Below are 15,706 nucleotides of genomic sequence, written 5' to 3'. Positions count from 1 at the left end.
ATGCTCACGTCCGGTAGAGGAGCACCGGCCAATACATTGGGAGGAGAACCCGCTCATGACCATGATTTCCCGTCGCACCTTCATGCTTGCGGCAACGGCCGTCGGCGCGCTTGCCGTGGCCGGCGTCGCAATCGCCGAAGTGCCGAAGCTGGCGCAGAAGGACACCTACAAGGTCGGCTTCGCGCAGACCGAATCCAACAATCCCTGGCGCATCGCACAGACGAACAGCATGAAGGCCGAGGCCGAAAAGCTCGGCTTCCAGCTCGTCTATACCGATGCCGCCGGCTCGGCCGCCAAGCAGGTCGCCGACGTCAACGCCATGATCGCGCAGGGCGTCGACGTCATCTTTCTGGCGCCCCGCGAGGAAAAGCCGCTGATCCCCGCCGTCATGGCCGCCAAGAAGGCAGGCATTCCGGTGATCCTGCTCGACCGCTCGGTCGATCCGTCGCTCGCCAAGGCCGGCGAGGATTATCTCACCTTCATCGGCTCGAATTTCGTCGAGGAGGGAAAACGCGTCGCCGAATGGCTGGCGAAGAACGCCAACGGCAAGTCGAAGATCATCGAATTGGAAGGCACGACCGGCTCGTCGCCGGCCAACGACCGCAAGAAGGGCTTTGACGAGGCGATCCAGGCGGCCGGCGGCTTCGAGATCGTCGCCTCGCAGACCGGCGACTTCGCCCGTGACAAGGGCCGCCAGGTGGCCGAAGCCCTGCTTCAGGCCCATCCGGATGCCGATATCATCTACGCCCACAACGACGAAATGGCGATGGGCGCCATCGCAGCGCTCGAAGCCGCCGGCAAGGTGCCGGGCAAGGATGTGCTCGTGCTCTCCATCGACGGCGGCAAGGAAGCCGTGCAGGCGGTGGTCGACGGCAAGATCGCAGCCGTCGTCGAATGCAACCCGCGCTTCGGGCCGAAGGCATTCGAAACCATGCTGCGTTACGCCAAGGGCGAGGCAATCGATCCGGCTCTCGTCAACGAAGACAAGTTCTACGACGCGTCCAACGCCGCGGCCGAGCTCGCCAACGCGTATTGATCTCATCTCCCAAGCACTTTGCGGCCGGGGCGGCATCACCGTCTCGGCCGTTTTTTGAACGAGCCTGACCTTTGGTTCGTTCGGGTGTAGGCTGGAAAAGCCCGTCCCGGAGGGCGGATAGAGGAGGAACCCGATGCTTCTGTCCATGCAGGGCATTTCCAAGGCGTTTGCCGGCGTCGCAGCGCTGAAATCCGCCTCGCTCGAGGTCGGGCCGGCGGAGATCATGGCGCTGGTCGGCCAGAACGGCGCGGGAAAATCGACGCTGATCAAGATCCTCACCGGCGTCTACCGGCGCGACGAGGGCAGTATTACTTTCGACGGAAAGGCCGTGGATTTCACCATGCCTGCCGAAGCACAGGCTGCCGGCATCGCAACGATCTACCAGGAAATCAACCTCGCCCCGCAGCGCTCGGTGGCGGAGAACATCTATCTCTCCCGCGAGCCGAAACGCTTCGGCCTGATCGACCAGGCCGCCATGCGGCGCGGCGCCGAAGCCGTGCTGAAAACCTTCAACCTCGATATCGACGTCGAGCGGCCCGTCGCACATTTCGATGTGGCGACCCGGCAGATGGTGGCCATCGCCCGCGCCGTCACCCAGAATGCCCGCCTCGTCATCATGGACGAGCCGACCTCCTCGCTCGACGAGCGCGAGGTCGCAGTGCTCTTCGAGACGATCCGCACCCTCAAACGCTCCGGCGTCGCCGTCATCTTCATCGGCCACAGGCTGGATGAACTCTATGCCATCTGCGACCGCGTGACGATCATGCGGGACGGCCAGACGGTTGCGAAAAGCACGATGGCGGAAATGCCGAAAATGGCGCTGGTGCGCCACATGCTCGGCAAGGAACTCGCCGCCTTCCAGGCCATGGCACCGGAGCAGGACGTGCCCGATCGACCCGTGCGCCTCGCCGTCGAAAATGCCGGCGCCGGCGTTCGCGTGCGCAATGTCAGCCTCGACGTGCGCGAGGGTGAAATTTCCGGCCTTGCGGGCCTGCTTGGCTCCGGCCGAACGGAGACCGCCCGCCTCATCTTCGGCGCCGACCCGATGCAGCACGGCACGATCCGCATGGACGGCCGGCAGCGTACCTACCGCGAGCCGGCGGACGCCATAACCGACGGTATCGGCCTCGTTTCGGAGGATCGCAAGATCGACGGAATCGTACCGGACATGAGCATCCGCGAGAACATGACGCTGGCGCTTCTGCCGAAGCTCAGGAAGGGCGGCATCGTCGACCGTGCCCGGCAGGACGAGATCGTTGCCCGCTATATCCGGGCGCTCGGCGTCAAGTGCGCCTCGCCCGACCAGCCGATCAAGGAGCTTTCCGGTGGCAACCAGCAGAAGGTGCTGCTCGCCCGCTGGCTCGCCACCGACCCGCGCGTCCTCATCATCGACGAGCCGACCCGCGGCATCGACATCGGCGCCAAATCGGAAATCCTCAAGCTGCTGCGCAGCCTCGCCGACGAGGGATTGAGCGTGCTGATGATCTCCTCCGAACTGGAAGAACTCCTCGCCGCCGCCGACCGCGTCACCGTGCTCAGCGACGGCACGTCGGTCGCGACGCTGCCCCGCAAGGACTTGAGCGAGGCGGCGCTGCTCTCCGCCATGGCCCATCAGGCAGACCCATCGGGTGATTTGGCATGACGACGATCGAAACCCCTGCCCCGCAGCAATCCGGCGCGCTTTCATCCGGCAGCCGCCTGTTTACGCTGGCGAGCCGATACGGCACCTTCGTCGCCTTCCTGGCGCTCATCGTCGTCAACATCGCGGTCACGCCGAACTTCCTGTCCTGGCAGACGCTCAACGTGAATCTCACGCAGGTCGCCACCATCGTCATCGTTGCGACCGGCATGACACTCGTCATCGCCACCGGCGGCATCGATCTTTCCGTCGGCTCGCTGATGGCGATTTCCGGGGCGCTGGCGCCGATGATCTTCATGGGCCAGTTCTGGCCGGTGGAGAGCATGGCCTTCGCCGTCACGCTCGCCTTTCTTCTGCCCGTGATCGTCGCCAGCCTGTTCGGCCTCTTCAACGGGCTACTCGTTACCCGCTTTTCCATCCAGCCGATCATCGCGACACTCGTGCTCTTCATCGCCGGCCGCGGCATCGCGCAGGTCATGACCAACGGCAATCTGCAGGTCTTCAAGAACGAGGGCTTTCAGTTCATCGCCATGGGCCGCATCGCCGGCATTCCGGCGCAGGTCGTGCTGATGGTCGTCATCGTCGCGCTGGCCTCCGCGATGATCCGCTACACGGTCATCGGCCGCCAGATCATTGCCGTCGGCGGCAACGAGAAGGCCGCGCGACTGACCGGCATACCGGTGAAGCGCGTCAAAATGCTCGTCTACATGATCAGTGGTGCGCTTGCCGGTCTTGCCGGCCTCATCGTGGTGGCCCGCAATTCCGCGAGCGACGCCAATCTCGTTGGCCTCGGCATGGAACTCGATGCCATCGCCGCCGTCGCCGTCGGCGGCACGCTGCTGACGGGTGGCCGCGCCAACATCATCGGCACCCTGCTCGGCGCCTTCGTCATCCAGCTCGTGCGCTATACGCTGCTGGCCAATGGTGTGCCGGATGCGGCAGCACTCATCGTCAAGGCGGGGCTGATCGTGCTCGCCGTCTTCATTCAGCAGCGCGCCGACAGGCATTGAGGAGAACAACCATGCATGCCCTCCTCCGTCCCTTCGCCATCAAATCGTCCGTCGATCTCGCCCGGCTCGGCGTCATTCTCGCGCTTTTCGGCCTCATCCTCTTCGGGGCGCTGCGCTACGACAACTTCGTGTCGCCCTTCAACATCCTCAGCTTCCTGCGCTACAACTCCATGTTCGCGCTGATCGCGCTCGGCATGGCCTTCGTCATCATCACCGGCGGCATCGATCTTTCGGTCGGGGGCACGGCGGCGATGGCAAGCGTGGTGGCAGCCCTGTTCTCCCCCTATCATTGGGCGGCTGGCCTCGTGGGCGGCATGGCAGCCGGCTTGGCCGTCGGCGCGCTCAACGGCTTCTTCATCACTAGGATGCGCATCCAGCCCTTCATTGCGACGCTCGCGACCATGCTCGCCGCCTACGGCACAGGCCTGCTGCTTGCCAACAACCAGTCAGTCTCCGTCTCCTATGACACCGGCTTCACCATCATCGGCCAGGACGATTTCCTCGGCTTCCCCATCCCTGCCTGGATTGCGCTTGCCGCCTACATCCTCGGCTGGCTGGTGCTGGAAAAGCTCCCCGTCGGCCGCCATGTCCTGGCGATCGGCGACGGCGAGGCGACGGCGGGCCTGATGGGGCTCAAGGTCGAGCGCACGCTCGCTGCCGTCTATCTCGCCTCCGGCACGCTTGCCGGCCTTGCGGGCGTCATCCTTGCCTCGCAGTTCGGCGCCGGCCAGCCGACGGAGGGCGTCGGCTGGGAGCTCTTCGCCATCGCCTCGGTGGTGGTGGGCGGCACGCTGCTGACCGGCGGCTCGGGCTCGGTCGGCGCAACGCTTGCCGGCGCGCTGCTGCTCGCCATGGTCTTCAACATCCTGAACTTCGAAAACGGCCTCGGCTGGATCTCGCTCTCCGCCTACTGGCAGTCCGTCATCCGCGGCGCCTTCCTGCTCGTCGTGGTCGTGCTGCAGGCCAAGCTGATGACGCGTCACCGGAGCACCTAAACGAAACGCCCGCCGAGAGGCGGGCGCATCGGATTTGGCGACATCGTTCGTGCATCGCGGATACCGCGATGCCTGTCCCTCACGGGCCTGTCTTGCCAGTCTTGGCCTTTTCACCGGCGGGCATGCGCACAACGATACGCGTTCCGCGCTTCTTCACTGCCGGGCTTTCGGCGTGAATTTTGCCGCCCATCGCGTCGATGAAACCGCGGGCGATGGATAGGCCAAGGCCGGTGCCCGACGAACGCCCGTCCGGCTTGCCGCGACGATAGAACTTTTCAAAGACGCGGTCGATTTCCGCCGGCGGAATGCCCTTGCCGAGGTCGGTCACCGAGATGATCACCTCCTGCCCGTCGCATCGGGCATAGATGTTGACCGGCTCATCGCCACCGTACTTCACCGCGTTGTCGAGCAGGTTGAACAGCGCCTGGCCGAGCAGCACGCTATCGCCTTCGATGAACGGCAAATCGGCAGCGATGCCCGCCTCGATCAGCCTGTCGGGAAAATATTTGCGCGCCCGCTCGACGGCCGACTGTACGGCTTCGGTGACATCGATCCGATCCCGCTTCGGCTTGAGCGTGCCGGCGGCGATGCGGGTCATGTCGAGCAGGTTGGCAACGAACTGGCTCATCCGGCCCGCCTCTTCCTCGATCGATCGAAGGAGGCCGTCGCGGCGCTCGGGACTGACCTCTCCGCCGGTCTGGCGCAGGTTGCCGGCAGCATCCACGATGGTGGCAAGCGGCGTCCGCAGATCATGCGAGACGGAGGACAACAGGGCATCGCGGTAGCGTTCGCCCTCCTGCCTTGCGGCCTGCGCGACGCTGTCTTCGGAAAGCCGCGCGCGATCGAGCGCGATTGCCGTCTGGTCGAGAATGGCCGACAGCGCGCGTTCGGCGTTGATATCGAGACGGTCGTCCGTCTGCTGGATGCCGCAGACGCCGACCAGGCCGTGCGGGCCCATCAGCGGGCGGAACTCGAACCGGCTGTTCGGCAGGGTGCTGGTGCCGGAACCGGCGATCTCCTGCTTGTCGCGCGTCCAGCGCGCCGCCGTGAAATCGGTCACGTCCAGTTCCGTGTCGGGCGGCCAGACGGCCGCCACCTTCAGATTGCTCCCTTCCGGCAGCAGCAGCACGATGTTGCGCTTCAGGCTCGCCTGAAGATGGGAGACCGCGACCCAGATCGCATCGTCGGCCTTCGCCGTCGTCGAAAGCTTTCGCGAGAAATCGTAGAGCGATTGCAATGCCGTCGCACGCACGCGGGCGACCTCTGCCTGCTCCTTGATGCGGGAGGCGAAACCGCCGGCAATGATCGCGACCGAGAGGAAAACGACGAGCGCAAAAACCTCGTGCGGCGCGGTGATCGTGAAGGTGTGCAGCGGGTCGATGAACAGGAAGTTGTAGGCAAGCGCCGACAGAATGGCGGCGATGAAGGCAGACATATAGCCGCCTATCACCGCCGCGCCGAGAACGGCGAGCAGGAAGAGCAGCGAGATGTTCGGCAATTCGGCGGCGAGGTGGATCAACTTGCCCGCCAGCGCCGTGACGGCAACGAGGCCCGTTGCGATCAACGCGGCCTGGCGGAACGATGCGACGCCGGGCATGGCAGGGCGCGCTTGCACCGGAGGTTTTTCATTTTTCTCCGGGGTGACGAAATAGACCCCGAGACCGGCCGCCCGGTGCGAGAGCGCATCCGGCAGCGACCGGGACAGAAACCGCGTCCAGCCGCGGTTGCGCTTGGCACCGATGACGATCTGGGTGGCGTGCTCGCGCCGGGCCAGTTTGAGGATTTCCGCGACGAAGTCGTTGCCGATCACCCGGCGCGTTTCAGCACCCAGCTGCTCGGCGAGGCGAAACAGCGCTTCGATGCGCTGCAGGTGCTCCTTGGTCTCCACGTCGCGGTCCGCCCGGTCGATCGACACGACGAGCCAGGGGGCGTTGAGGCCGGAGGCGAGGCGGCTTGCGACCCGCACCACCTTTTCCGAAAGGTCGTCCGGCCCGACACAGACGAGCAGCCGTTCGCCGGTCGCCCAGGGGCCTTCGATCGCGTGCTGCTTCAGATAGTCGACCACCTGCTCGTCGACCCGGTCCGCCGTGCGCCGCAGCGCCAGTTCGCGCAGCGCCGTCAGGTTTCCGAGCCGGAAGAAGCTGTCTATGGCGCGGCTGGCGCTTTCAGGCAGATAGACCTTGCCTTCCTTCAGCCGCTCGATGAGCTCGGTCGGCGGCAGGTCGACCAGCACGACCTCGTCTGCCTTTTTCAGCACGACGTCCGGCACGCGTTCGCGCACCGTGACGCCGGTGATCTGCGCGACGAGATCGGCCAGGCTTTCGAGATGCTGGATATTGACGGCCGTCCAGACATCGATGCCGGCGGCGATCAGTTCCTCGATGTCCTGGTGTCGCTTCGGATGCCGGCTGCCTTCCGGGTTGGAATGGGCAAGCTCGTCGACAAGCACGATGCGCGGCCGCCGGGCCAGAGCACCGTCGAGATCGAACTCCTCGAGCGTCCGGCCACGATAGGGGATGGACGCGCGGGGCAGCACCTCCAGGCCGTCGAGAAGGGCGGCGGTTTCGCTGCGTCCATGGGTTTCGACCAGCCCGACGACGATATCCGCGCCTTCGGCCTTCAATCGCCCCGCCCGGGAGAGCATGGCATAGGTCTTTCCGACCCCGGGCGCTGCGCCCAGAAAAACGGTCAGCTTGCCCCGGCGATCCTTGTCCGCCAATGCAAGCAACGCATCGGGATCCGCCCTGCGGCGTTCGTCACGATCCTCTTCCGCCATTCTTCCTCTCGAATTCCCAGATGCGCACAGCGCGGGTAAGCTCTAGCACGTTCACGCTCGCTTCGCCGAGCCGGAACCGACATCGGCGAAAAGAGCTTTATTGGCTGTTGCCATTTTTTTGAAGCGGGGGCGGAATAATTCCACGGGCTTCGGTGTCTTGGCATGGGCGGCTGGAAAAAGCCGTCATAACGACAGGAGACGACCATGAAGTTTCTCATCCTCGTGCCATTCGCCGTTGCCGCCCTGGCAGGCACGGCCTTCGCCGCCGAACCGTTCACGACCGTCAAGACCGACAAGGGCGAGGTGCTCGCCGGCGAGAAGGGCATGACCCTCTATACCTTCAAGAAGGACGAGGCCGGCACCTCCAACTGCTACGACAAATGCGCCACGAACTGGCCGCCGGCGATCGCCGCTTCCGATGCGAAGGCAGAGGGTGCATATTCCCTCGTCACCCGCAAGGACGGGGCGAAACAATGGGCCAAGGACGGCATGCCGCTCTACTACTGGATCAAGGACACCAAGGAAGGCGATGCGACCGGCGATGGCGTGAACGGCGTTTGGGATGTCGCGAAGCCCTGACCCGCACGGCTCGGGCGAGGGCGGCGGACGGGAAGGCCCCGCCTCCCCGCCCCTGTCCTTCGACGCCGAAATTCTGGCGCTCCTGCCGCAGCTCCGACGTTATTCGCGCAGCCTGACCCGTTCGGATGCCGATAGCGAGGACCTGTTGCAGGACTGCGTCGAGAAGGCGCTCACCCACAGGGCGCAGTGGCGCGGCGCGAATATCCGTTCCTGGGCCTATCGGATCATGACCAATCTGCATCTCAACACCCGCCGCGCCCTCGCGCGGCGCCCCTCGGTCGGTATAGAGGCTGCGGAAACCACCGCGGCCCCCATTGCCGTATCGGATCCGCTGGAGCGCAACCGGCTCGTCCAGGCCCTCGAAATCCTGCCGAAGGAGGCACGCGCCGTGCTGATGCTTGTCGCCGTGGAAGGCCATTCCTATCAGGAGGTCGCCGACATCATGGACGTTCCCATCGGCACCGTCATGTCGCGCCTGTCGCGCGCCCGCCAGATGCTGCGCCAGCAGCTGCAGGAGGAAAACGTCATTCACCTGCGGAGCCCCCGATGAGCGAGAGCCGACCCGTTTCCGAAGCGGACCTGCACGCCTATGCCGACGGCTTCCTCGATGAGGCCGATCGCAAGCGCGTGGAAGACCATCTCACAGACAACCCCGAGGCGGCGCGCGTGATGGCCGACTGGCAGGCCCAGAACGAAGGCCTGAAGAACGCCTTCGCCGCCTATTCCGTTTCCCGCCCCTCCGATGTCGAGTTGATTGCCGGCCCGTCGACAGCGGCGAAATCCGTCACGCCGCGCCGGCTTGCCATGGCAGCAGCGGCGGCGCTCATCTTCATGCTCGGTGGTCTTGCAGGCCATTTCGCACCGATGGTCTTCAAGGCACCGGCGCTGACGGCCATGGACGCGCTGCCGCACGAGGCGCGCAATGCCTATCTGATCTATGCAAGCGAGGTCCGCCATCCGGTCGAGGTTTTCGCCGACCAGGAGGCGCATCTGGCCAAATGGCTTGGAAAACGCCTCGATATCACCGACCTCAAGGTGCCGAACCTGCAATCGATCGGCTTCAAGCTGATCGGTGGCCGCCTTCTGCCGGTCGCAGACAAGCCGGGCGCGATGTTCATGTTTGAAAACGACGCCGGGCGCCGGGTCACGGTCCTCGTTGGCCGCAATGGGGAGAACCGGACGACGAGCTTCCGCTTCGCCTCCACGGGCGGCGTCGAGACCTTCTACTGGATCGATGGCGATCTCGGCTACGCGGTGACCGGCGACATTCCGCGCACGCTTCTCCAGCAGATCGCCGAAGAATGTTACCGGCAGTTTCCGACATAGGATCTGCCTGGTCGGGCCCGATCAGGCGCGGCCGGCCCGGATCATTGAAAAATAGTCGTCTCCGCCGACCTGGCCGCCCTTCAGCGCGATCTGCAAACCATCCAGCGCACCGCCATGCGCGATGCAGAGCGGCGAGCCCGGTGTCTGCGGCAGCGGCATTTTCAACGTCAGCGCGGCAATGCCCATCTCGCCCAGTGCATGGCTTGACGTGTCCCCCCCTGCCACCACGGCGCGGGAAAGGCCGGCGCGCGCAACGAGTTCGCGCTGGATGCGGCCAAGCGCCCGGCCAAGGCGGTGGCGAGCGGATATGTCGAGTTCACCGCCCCGATCCGCCGAAGGGCCGAGCGCCGTGTACAGCAGGACACTCCGCCCGCTCTCCAGCATCTTGAGGCCATCCTCGACCGCCGCGTCCATCGCCGCCGCGCCGCTGTCACCGGACAGCAGCAGCGGATCGAGCGTCACGCCGCCAAAGCCATCGTCGAGCGCATGACGGATCTGCCGTTCCGTCGTGGGTGAAACGCTGCCTGAGACGACGGCGATGCGGTCGACCGAACCGGCCTCGGCAAAAACCGGCTTTTCGCCGATCAGTCCCTCGGCCTGCCATGCCGGGATCAACGCATACTCCACACCGGACGAGCCGCAGACGAAGCGGCTTTTCTGGCGCAAATCGTTCCACAGCAAAGCGCCGGCAGCGGCCTGCGTCGCCGCGTCGAGCACGTCGATCAGCAGGATATCGGCCGCCTCGGGTTCCGGCCGACCGGACAGGGCGACCATGTCGATAAGCGCGGACGACAGGTTCGTCTGCCGCGCCAGATGCATCAGTAGATTGGCCTCATCCATCGGCGTAACGGGATGGCGGGACATGACTGGATGACGGTCGATCCTGTAGTTGCGCCCCTGGTAGGCGGCAAAGAGGTCTCCGAACGCCGTGTAGCGACGAATTTGCGGTGCACCGATAATGAGCGGCACGGCCGTCTCGCCAAAAACCGCCCGCCCGATCTCGATGGCGCGACCGATATTGCCGACATGCGGCGCGGAATCGAAGGTGGAGCAGACCTTGTAGTGGCAAAGCTCGGCATCAAGCATCTTCAGCCAGCCGAAAGCCGCGCGGAGGTGCACGTCCATCCATTCCGGTGTCTCGCTGCGGCTGGTACCGGCAAGACCGAAGGCGCGTGCATCGGAGAACCGCGACACGAGCGCTTCGTCGGGCATGTTCAGGAACAGCACGGTTTCCACCCCGTTCGAGGCAAGCGCCTCCATGACGTCGGTCGAGCCGGTGAAATCGTCGCCATAGTAGCTGATCAGCGGGCGCGTCATGGCTTAGGCCGCCCTGCCATCGGCAAATTTTTCGATGGATTGCGCAAGCTCGGCATGGTCCTTCGCATAGGTCTCGAGCGGGATGCCCGCAACCGCCGCCTCCCAGGCCTGCCTGACCGCCTTCACACCCGCACCCGGCCCACCGGGATGGCTGACAATGCCGCCACCGCAGAGATAGAGCAGGTCGGTTGAGCCACCCGTTGCCGCAATCGTATCAGGCGCCTGCCCGCCCCACTGGCCGGAACCGATCACCGGCAGCGCGACGTCGCCTTCAAAGAAGAGCGGCGTGGTAACCGCCTTGTAGGAGCGCACGAAGCTCTCGTCCGGCTCCCAGTATTTCACGCGAATGCCATTGATCTGGAATTGGTCGACGCCAAGCAAGCGCCAGAACTGCTGCCAGACGGAGAATTCGAAGCCGAAGCCGGCATGACGCGTTAAGACATCCCAGCCGTTGCGATGGGCATGCAGCACGAGACTGGAGCGCTTGCGCAGGAAGGCGATGCCACCGAAACCAATCGAGTTGATGTTGACGACGGCGCAATTGCCGCCCGCCGCGGCCACCAGATCGTGGTTGCGCATCATTTCGTCCGGGTCGGCATGGCTGATGCCGAAGGCGTACATGACCTTCTTGCCGGTCTTCTGCTCGTGATCGAAGATTTTCGGCATGATCGCCGCCACCCGGTCCTTGAGCGGTGAATAGGCCGGGCTCATCAGTTTTTCGTCGTCCTTGATGAAATCGACGCCCGCTTCGATCAGTTCGCCGACCATCTCGGCCGTCTCATGCGGCCTGAGACCAAGCGCCGGCTTGACGATGGTGCCGATGATCGGACGGTCCTTCACGCCGGTCAGCGCGAAACTGCCCGGCACGCCGAACTGCGGACCCAGATGGGCGGCGGCAAATTCCTGCGGCAGCTTCATGTCGACGATGCGGATGCCCGTCATGCCCTTGATGGAAAAGACGCCGCCGATCGCGATGGTCATCAGCGCGGAAAGATCGGTACCAACGGCATCCATCGGGAATTCGATATCGACATCGGCCCGATTGAACAGCGTCGCACCGCCCGCCTCCTCCGGAAACGAGGCACGATCGGTCGGCGGCAGCGGGCGGATCGCGACGACACGCGCCGCCACCCGCGCCTTCAATTCTTCCGTCTCACCGGGCAAGGCCACGAAGGTGCCGGTCGACTGGTCGCTGGCGATCTTCGTCGCCATCGCTTCCACCGAACCGGGGGTCTCTATCCGATAGGTCAGACGGATCACGGTTTTTCCTCCCGAGCGCAGGCGCGTGCTTGTTTGCTTTCGTCAACTGGTATAATGAGTATTTATGTTATTGCAAGCCGATTGCCGCAAAAGCTGTTGCGGCGAACCAACTTGGTGCATATTCCAACCTGTCGAAATCAGGTGACCCATGAACGTCGTTTCCGAACCGATCGTCCGCAAAAAACTCTCCGACGAAGTCTTCGCACGGCTGAAGCACATGATCGAAACCGGCGAGCTGAAGGCGGGGGACGACATGCCCTCCGAACGCGAGCTGATGGAGCGCTACGGCGTCGGCCGCCCGGCGATCCGCGAGGCGATGCAGGCGCTTGCCGGAAAGGGCCTGGTCGAGATTTCGCAGGGCGAGCGCGCCAAGGTGCTGCGCATCACCGCCGAATCCATCTTCCGGCAGGTCGATCTCCCAGCCAAGATGATGCTCTCCGGGTCGTCCGACTCGCTGGAGCATCTGAAGAGCGCCCGTATCTTCTTCGAACGCGGCATGATCCGGGAAGCGGCCGCCAGGGCGACGCCGGAGCACATCACCCAACTCAACGCCCTGCTCGACAAGCAGAGGCAGAGCCTTGGCGATGCGGATGCCTTCATCGAGGCCGACATGGAGTTCCACCAGTATATCGCGCAGATTTCCGGTAATCCGATCTTCGCCGCGGTCAGCGGTGCAATGCTGGGCTGGCTGAAGTCCTATCATACGGAAATGCTCATCTGGACGGGCCGCGAAAACTTTACGCTCGCCGAACACGCGGAAATCATCCGCACGATCGAGAAGGGCAATGCCGACCTCGCGGAAAAGGCGATGATCAAACATCTCGAACGCTCCCGCGCGCTCTATGCCCTCAAGGAGCGGACGTAGGGTTCAGAGCACGATCTCGACGCTGCCATAGGGCGGCACGACGATCTGCTCCTTCGACGGCAAATCGACACTCTCTGCCCCGATCAGCGAGACCCTGCGCGGCGGTTGGGACAAGGCGGCCACCTGCGGTTTCGCGGTGATGTTCGCCAAAAGCAAGCGCTCCTTGGAAGCGAGCCCAAGCAACGCATCCGGGCGAGACGTCTCGACGGCATGCACTGCCTCGCCTGCCAAGATGCCAAGGCGCGCCAGAACATGCACGAGCGGCCGCAAATCGCCTTGTACCGTTGCCTCGCCCTCCCCTGCGACCAGGCCGTAGGGACCGGCAAGCGTCGACAGTGTCAGCATCTCCAGCCCGGCAGGGACGACCGTTGCGGCGTAAGCCAGCGTCCATGCCGCGCCGAACTGGCCGTTGTGCCGCGGATCGACATTGGCCATGGGAATGCGCCGGCCCGCCGAGTTGTCCTTCGTCGCACTGCCGTAGGGGTTCTGCCGCATGGCGATCGTCGACGGGCCGATGCGGTAGGGCTTGTCGCCATAGATCGCGCGGGTCGAGCTGACGACATGGCGCAGCGCTTCAAACGTCTGCATGACGGACAGATCATCGGCCGCATGCACGATTGGATTGGTGCAATGGCTGACATAATCGATGCGGTCCGCCGGCACGCGCTTGCGGTTGAGTTCAGTGAAATAGCTCATCATGCCACCGCCGAGCCGCACACCGGGAAAAGCAGCGCGCGCGGCGGCATAGACTTCCTCCAGTGGCGGGCATTCCGGCCACGAGCTTCCGGGTGGCGTCGATTGGCGATCGACCGAGGGGCAGACGAACAGCGTGTCGAACGTCAGGCCGGCCTCCTGCACAAGCGCTGCGAACCCGGCCATTTCCTCCTGCAGCGGACGCTTGCACGGTACGGCAAGTTCCAGCGTCATCCGGAGCCCGGATTTTTCCGCGATCTCCGCGTAGCCCTTCAGCGCAGCAAGGCCATGCCCCGCCCCCGGATCGAAATGGCCGATCAGGTGCCGTGCACCGATGGTTTTCAGGGTTTCGAGCGCGGCCAGCTCCTGCGCAAGGCATTCCGAACGCAGACCGACACCGATTTCAGGAAAACGGAAGCCCGTCGGCACCACTTGCAGGGTGATGGTGTCAGATGCATCGGCAGCGCGTGCAGCATCGTCTTCCGCCCGAATTTCAACGGCGACCGTCTGGCTGAAAGGCTCGTTTTTCGCCACGCGATAGGGCCATGGCAGCGCCAGAGGACGCACATAGGTCTTATAGGAACCATCGGTCCAGTTGCGCTGGTCCTCCATCTCGAAGATGTCACCACCGAAGGCCGTCATCGCCGCAATGCCGGGCGCGACCTGATGGGTGATCGCGACGATGTCCTTGAACGGCTGCCATGGATCGATCTCTTTTGGCCAGTGCGACCGTTCGGTGCTGCCGTCGCCATGCCGGACCTCGACAGGCTCTCCCGCAACGCCGACGACCGGGTGCAGCACGACGAAGCCGGCTCGGGCCGTTTCGAAATCGGCATCGCTGACACAATGAGCAGAGAACGTAACGGTTTTTGCCGTGCCCGAAATCGCGATGGCGCAATCGAGATTGGCGCCCGAGGGTGCGGTGAAGCGAGCGTTGTAAGTAACGGTAAAGCCCAGTCCCGTTTCCGCGACGGCCAGATCGGCGATCGTGGCGCTGCATGTGCCCCAATCCTTGTCGCGCACGAGAAAGGCGATGACCCGCAGAACCTCGTGTCCGCGGAAACGCAGGGTGCGAAGGTTGCCGTCCTGAAGCTCCACACTGAGATCGCCCACAGCGAGTGTCCGGCTTTCCGGTTCACGTTCGCCTGTGCCGTAGAGCCGCAGCAGGTCCTCGCTCATCCCAGCAGGTCCCCCAGCGAAATGGTCTCCCCACGCTCGGCGCTCAAGTAGGCGGCTTCGACGAGGGCAAAGGTTTTCAGATTGTCGCGGCCCGACGTATCCGGCGCCTGACCGGACGTCAACCGCTCGATCCAGTGTTTCTGGATAAGGGCCACACTCTCCTGGATATTGTGCCATGGGCGCGAGGCCCAGGGCAGCAGGGTCGGCGCGACGATGCTTTCCGTCGTGCCATCAGGCCCATGGACGATCAGCTTGTAGTCCTTGCCGAGCCTGAGGGTGCCCGCGCTGCCATCAATCTCGACAAACGTTTCCGGGAACGGTTCCTCCGGCAACTTCGTCGCATAGCTGACATCGACGATCGAGGTGATGCCGTTGTCATGGTCGAGCAGCATGGTCGCCACGTCTTCGCCGGCAATGTCCGGATTGATGCGGCGCGTGCGGGCAGTCATGCGGCTGGCGTCGCCGAACAGGAAGCGGGCGATGTCGAGAGAATGGATGCCGAGGTCTTCGATGATGAAGCGCTTGCCTTTGGCGAGATAGGGTTGGCCCGAGAAGACATCGAAACCGGAGCGGAAGGAGACGCGGCCCCAGAAGGGCGTGCCGATCGCGCCGCTGTCCAGCACCGCCTTCACCGCGAGGATCGGCGTCTGCCAGCGAAAATTCTCGTGGATCATCAGCGGAATGCCGGCCTCATCGGCCGCGGCAACCATCGCCTGGGCATCGGCCAGCGTCGGCGCAAACGGTTTCTGGCAGATCGCCGGAACCTTGTGGCTGGCGGCAAGCTCAACCAGTGCGCGGTGGCTGCCGACCGTCGTTGCGATATCGACGAAATCAAAGCCGCCAACGGCAAACATGTCGTCCGCCGAGTGATAACGCCGCGCTACGCCGAACTGGTCGCCGACGATCGCCAGCCGTTCCGGATCACGATCGCAGATCGCCACGATCTCCACATTGGCCAAATCCTGCCAGCCATGCATCTGGTTGACAGCGAAGAAGCCGCAGCCGATCAGCGCACCCTTTACCTGCGCCAT

At 64.2% G+C, this 15,706-nt stretch carries 13 protein-coding genes; 8 read left to right on the top strand and 5 right to left on the bottom strand.

What is annotated here, in order from left to right; translation table 11 throughout:
- Nucleotides 1-55: 55 nt before the first annotated feature.
- The 4 genes from BSY16_RS18040 to BSY16_RS18025 all read left to right on the top strand — a co-directional run bounded on the left by BSY16_RS18040 (nucleotide 56) and on the right by BSY16_RS18025 (nucleotide 4,680).
- Entirely contained in the window at nucleotides 56-1,036 is a 981-nt protein-coding gene (locus BSY16_RS18040; protein WP_069060944.1) for an ABC transporter substrate-binding protein, read from the top strand.
- 133 nt (nucleotides 1,037-1,169) lie between these two features.
- Nucleotides 1,170-2,678: a sugar ABC transporter ATP-binding protein gene (locus BSY16_RS18035; protein WP_069060943.1), complete on the top strand. Its 1,509-nt coding sequence runs from the start codon at nucleotides 1,170-1,172 to the stop codon at nucleotides 2,676-2,678.
- The gene (locus tag BSY16_RS18030) at nucleotides 2,675-3,685 is read left to right on the top strand and encodes an ABC transporter permease (protein ID WP_069060942.1); all 1,011 of its coding nucleotides are present in this window, start codon (nucleotides 2,675-2,677) and stop codon (nucleotides 3,683-3,685) included. Before BSY16_RS18035 ends, BSY16_RS18030 begins: the two co-directional genes overlap by 4 nt.
- Before the next feature lie 11 nt (nucleotides 3,686-3,696).
- Nucleotides 3,697-4,680 carry an ABC transporter permease gene (locus tag BSY16_RS18025; protein WP_069060941.1) on the top strand — a complete coding sequence of 328 codons (984 nt, stop codon included), beginning with the start codon at nucleotides 3,697-3,699 and terminating at the stop codon, nucleotides 4,678-4,680.
- Nucleotides 4,681-4,759: 79 nt separating this feature from the next.
- On the opposite strand, the gene BSY16_RS18020 is transcribed toward BSY16_RS18025, so the two are convergent.
- Nucleotides 4,760-7,456, bottom strand: coding sequence for an ATP-binding protein (locus BSY16_RS18020; RefSeq protein WP_069060940.1), 2,697 nt, complete (start codon nucleotides 7,454-7,456; stop codon nucleotides 4,760-4,762).
- A 204-nt stretch (nucleotides 7,457-7,660) separates the two neighbouring features.
- Here BSY16_RS18020 and BSY16_RS18015 point away from each other — a divergent pair, with 204 nt between their 5' ends.
- Genes BSY16_RS18015 through BSY16_RS18005 form a run of 3 tightly spaced genes read left to right on the top strand, consistent with a single transcriptional unit; the run spans nucleotide 7,661 to nucleotide 9,361 of the window.
- A complete protein-coding gene (locus BSY16_RS18015; RefSeq protein ID WP_069060939.1) occupies nucleotides 7,661-8,035 on the top strand; it encodes a COG4315 family predicted lipoprotein in 375 nt (124 codons plus the stop codon).
- Nucleotides 8,019-8,585, top strand: a complete 567-nt coding sequence (locus tag BSY16_RS18010) for an RNA polymerase sigma factor (RefSeq protein ID WP_069060938.1) — start codon at nucleotides 8,019-8,021, stop codon at nucleotides 8,583-8,585. The genes BSY16_RS18015 and BSY16_RS18010 overlap by 17 nt, the downstream gene beginning before the upstream one ends.
- Nucleotides 8,582-9,361: an anti-sigma factor family protein gene (locus BSY16_RS18005; protein ID WP_069060937.1), complete on the top strand. Its 780-nt coding sequence runs from the start codon at nucleotides 8,582-8,584 to the stop codon at nucleotides 9,359-9,361. The genes BSY16_RS18010 and BSY16_RS18005 overlap by 4 nt, the downstream gene beginning before the upstream one ends.
- Before the next feature lie 21 nt (nucleotides 9,362-9,382).
- Here the strand turns inward: BSY16_RS18005 and BSY16_RS18000 are convergent, their stop codons facing one another.
- Together BSY16_RS18000 and oiaX are read right to left on the bottom strand one after the other, a co-directional pair.
- Nucleotides 9,383-10,678 (bottom strand): four-carbon acid sugar kinase family protein, encoded by a 1,296-nt coding sequence (locus BSY16_RS18000; RefSeq protein ID WP_069060936.1) that lies wholly within the window; start codon nucleotides 10,676-10,678, stop codon nucleotides 9,383-9,385.
- Between the two features lie 3 nt (nucleotides 10,679-10,681).
- Complete coding sequence (gene oiaX, locus BSY16_RS17995) at nucleotides 10,682-11,938, bottom strand: 3-oxo-isoapionate-4-phosphate decarboxylase OiaX (protein ID WP_069060935.1); 1,257 nt, start codon at nucleotides 11,936-11,938, stop codon at nucleotides 10,682-10,684.
- 148 nt (nucleotides 11,939-12,086) lie between these two features.
- Between oiaX and BSY16_RS17990 the strand changes: the two genes are divergently transcribed.
- Entirely contained in the window at nucleotides 12,087-12,803 is a 717-nt protein-coding gene (locus BSY16_RS17990) for a transcriptional regulator NanR (RefSeq protein ID WP_069060934.1), read from the top strand.
- Nucleotides 12,804-12,806: 3 nt separating this feature from the next.
- Here the strand turns inward: BSY16_RS17990 and apnL are convergent, their stop codons facing one another.
- Both apnL and BSY16_RS17980 read right to left on the bottom strand, forming a co-directional pair.
- Entirely contained in the window at nucleotides 12,807-14,675 is a 1,869-nt protein-coding gene (gene apnL / locus BSY16_RS17985) for a D-apionate lactonase (protein ID WP_069060933.1), read from the bottom strand.
- Nucleotides 14,672-15,706 carry a Gfo/Idh/MocA family protein gene (locus BSY16_RS17980; RefSeq protein WP_069060932.1) on the bottom strand — a complete coding sequence of 345 codons (1,035 nt, stop codon included), beginning with the start codon at nucleotides 15,704-15,706 and terminating at the stop codon, nucleotides 14,672-14,674. The genes apnL and BSY16_RS17980 overlap by 4 nt, the downstream gene beginning before the upstream one ends.

This window comes from Sinorhizobium sp. RAC02, assembly GCF_001713395.1.
Lineage (GTDB): Bacteria > Pseudomonadota > Alphaproteobacteria > Rhizobiales > Rhizobiaceae > Shinella.
Note: the sequence above shows the minus strand (reverse complement) of the source record. Positions and strands in the feature narration are given on the sequence as shown.

Coding starts and splice junctions, on each gene's coding strand:
- BSY16_RS18040 (WP_069060944.1), top strand. CDS start 56: ATGACCATGATTTCCCGTCGCACCTTCATGCTTGCGGCAACGGCCGTC.
- BSY16_RS18035 (WP_069060943.1), top strand. CDS start 1,170: ATGCTTCTGTCCATGCAGGGCATTTCCAAGGCGTTTGCCGGCGTCGCA.
- BSY16_RS18030 (WP_069060942.1), top strand. CDS start 2,675: ATGACGACGATCGAAACCCCTGCCCCGCAGCAATCCGGCGCGCTTTCA.
- BSY16_RS18025 (WP_069060941.1), top strand. CDS start 3,697: ATGCATGCCCTCCTCCGTCCCTTCGCCATCAAATCGTCCGTCGATCTC.
- BSY16_RS18020 (WP_069060940.1), bottom strand. CDS start 7,456: ATGGCGGAAGAGGATCGTGACGAACGCCGCAGGGCGGATCCCGATGCG.
- BSY16_RS18015 (WP_069060939.1), top strand. CDS start 7,661: ATGAAGTTTCTCATCCTCGTGCCATTCGCCGTTGCCGCCCTGGCAGGC.
- BSY16_RS18010 (WP_069060938.1), top strand. CDS start 8,019: ATGTCGCGAAGCCCTGACCCGCACGGCTCGGGCGAGGGCGGCGGACGG.
- BSY16_RS18005 (WP_069060937.1), top strand. CDS start 8,582: ATGAGCGAGAGCCGACCCGTTTCCGAAGCGGACCTGCACGCCTATGCC.
- BSY16_RS18000 (WP_069060936.1), bottom strand. CDS start 10,678: ATGACGCGCCCGCTGATCAGCTACTATGGCGACGATTTCACCGGCTCG.
- BSY16_RS17990 (WP_069060934.1), top strand. CDS start 12,087: ATGAACGTCGTTTCCGAACCGATCGTCCGCAAAAAACTCTCCGACGAA.
- apnL (WP_069060933.1), bottom strand. CDS start 14,675: ATGAGCGAGGACCTGCTGCGGCTCTACGGCACAGGCGAACGTGAACCG.
- BSY16_RS17980 (WP_069060932.1), bottom strand. CDS start 15,706: ATGGCGCAGGTAAAGGGTGCGCTGATCGGCTGCGGCTTCTTCGCTGTC.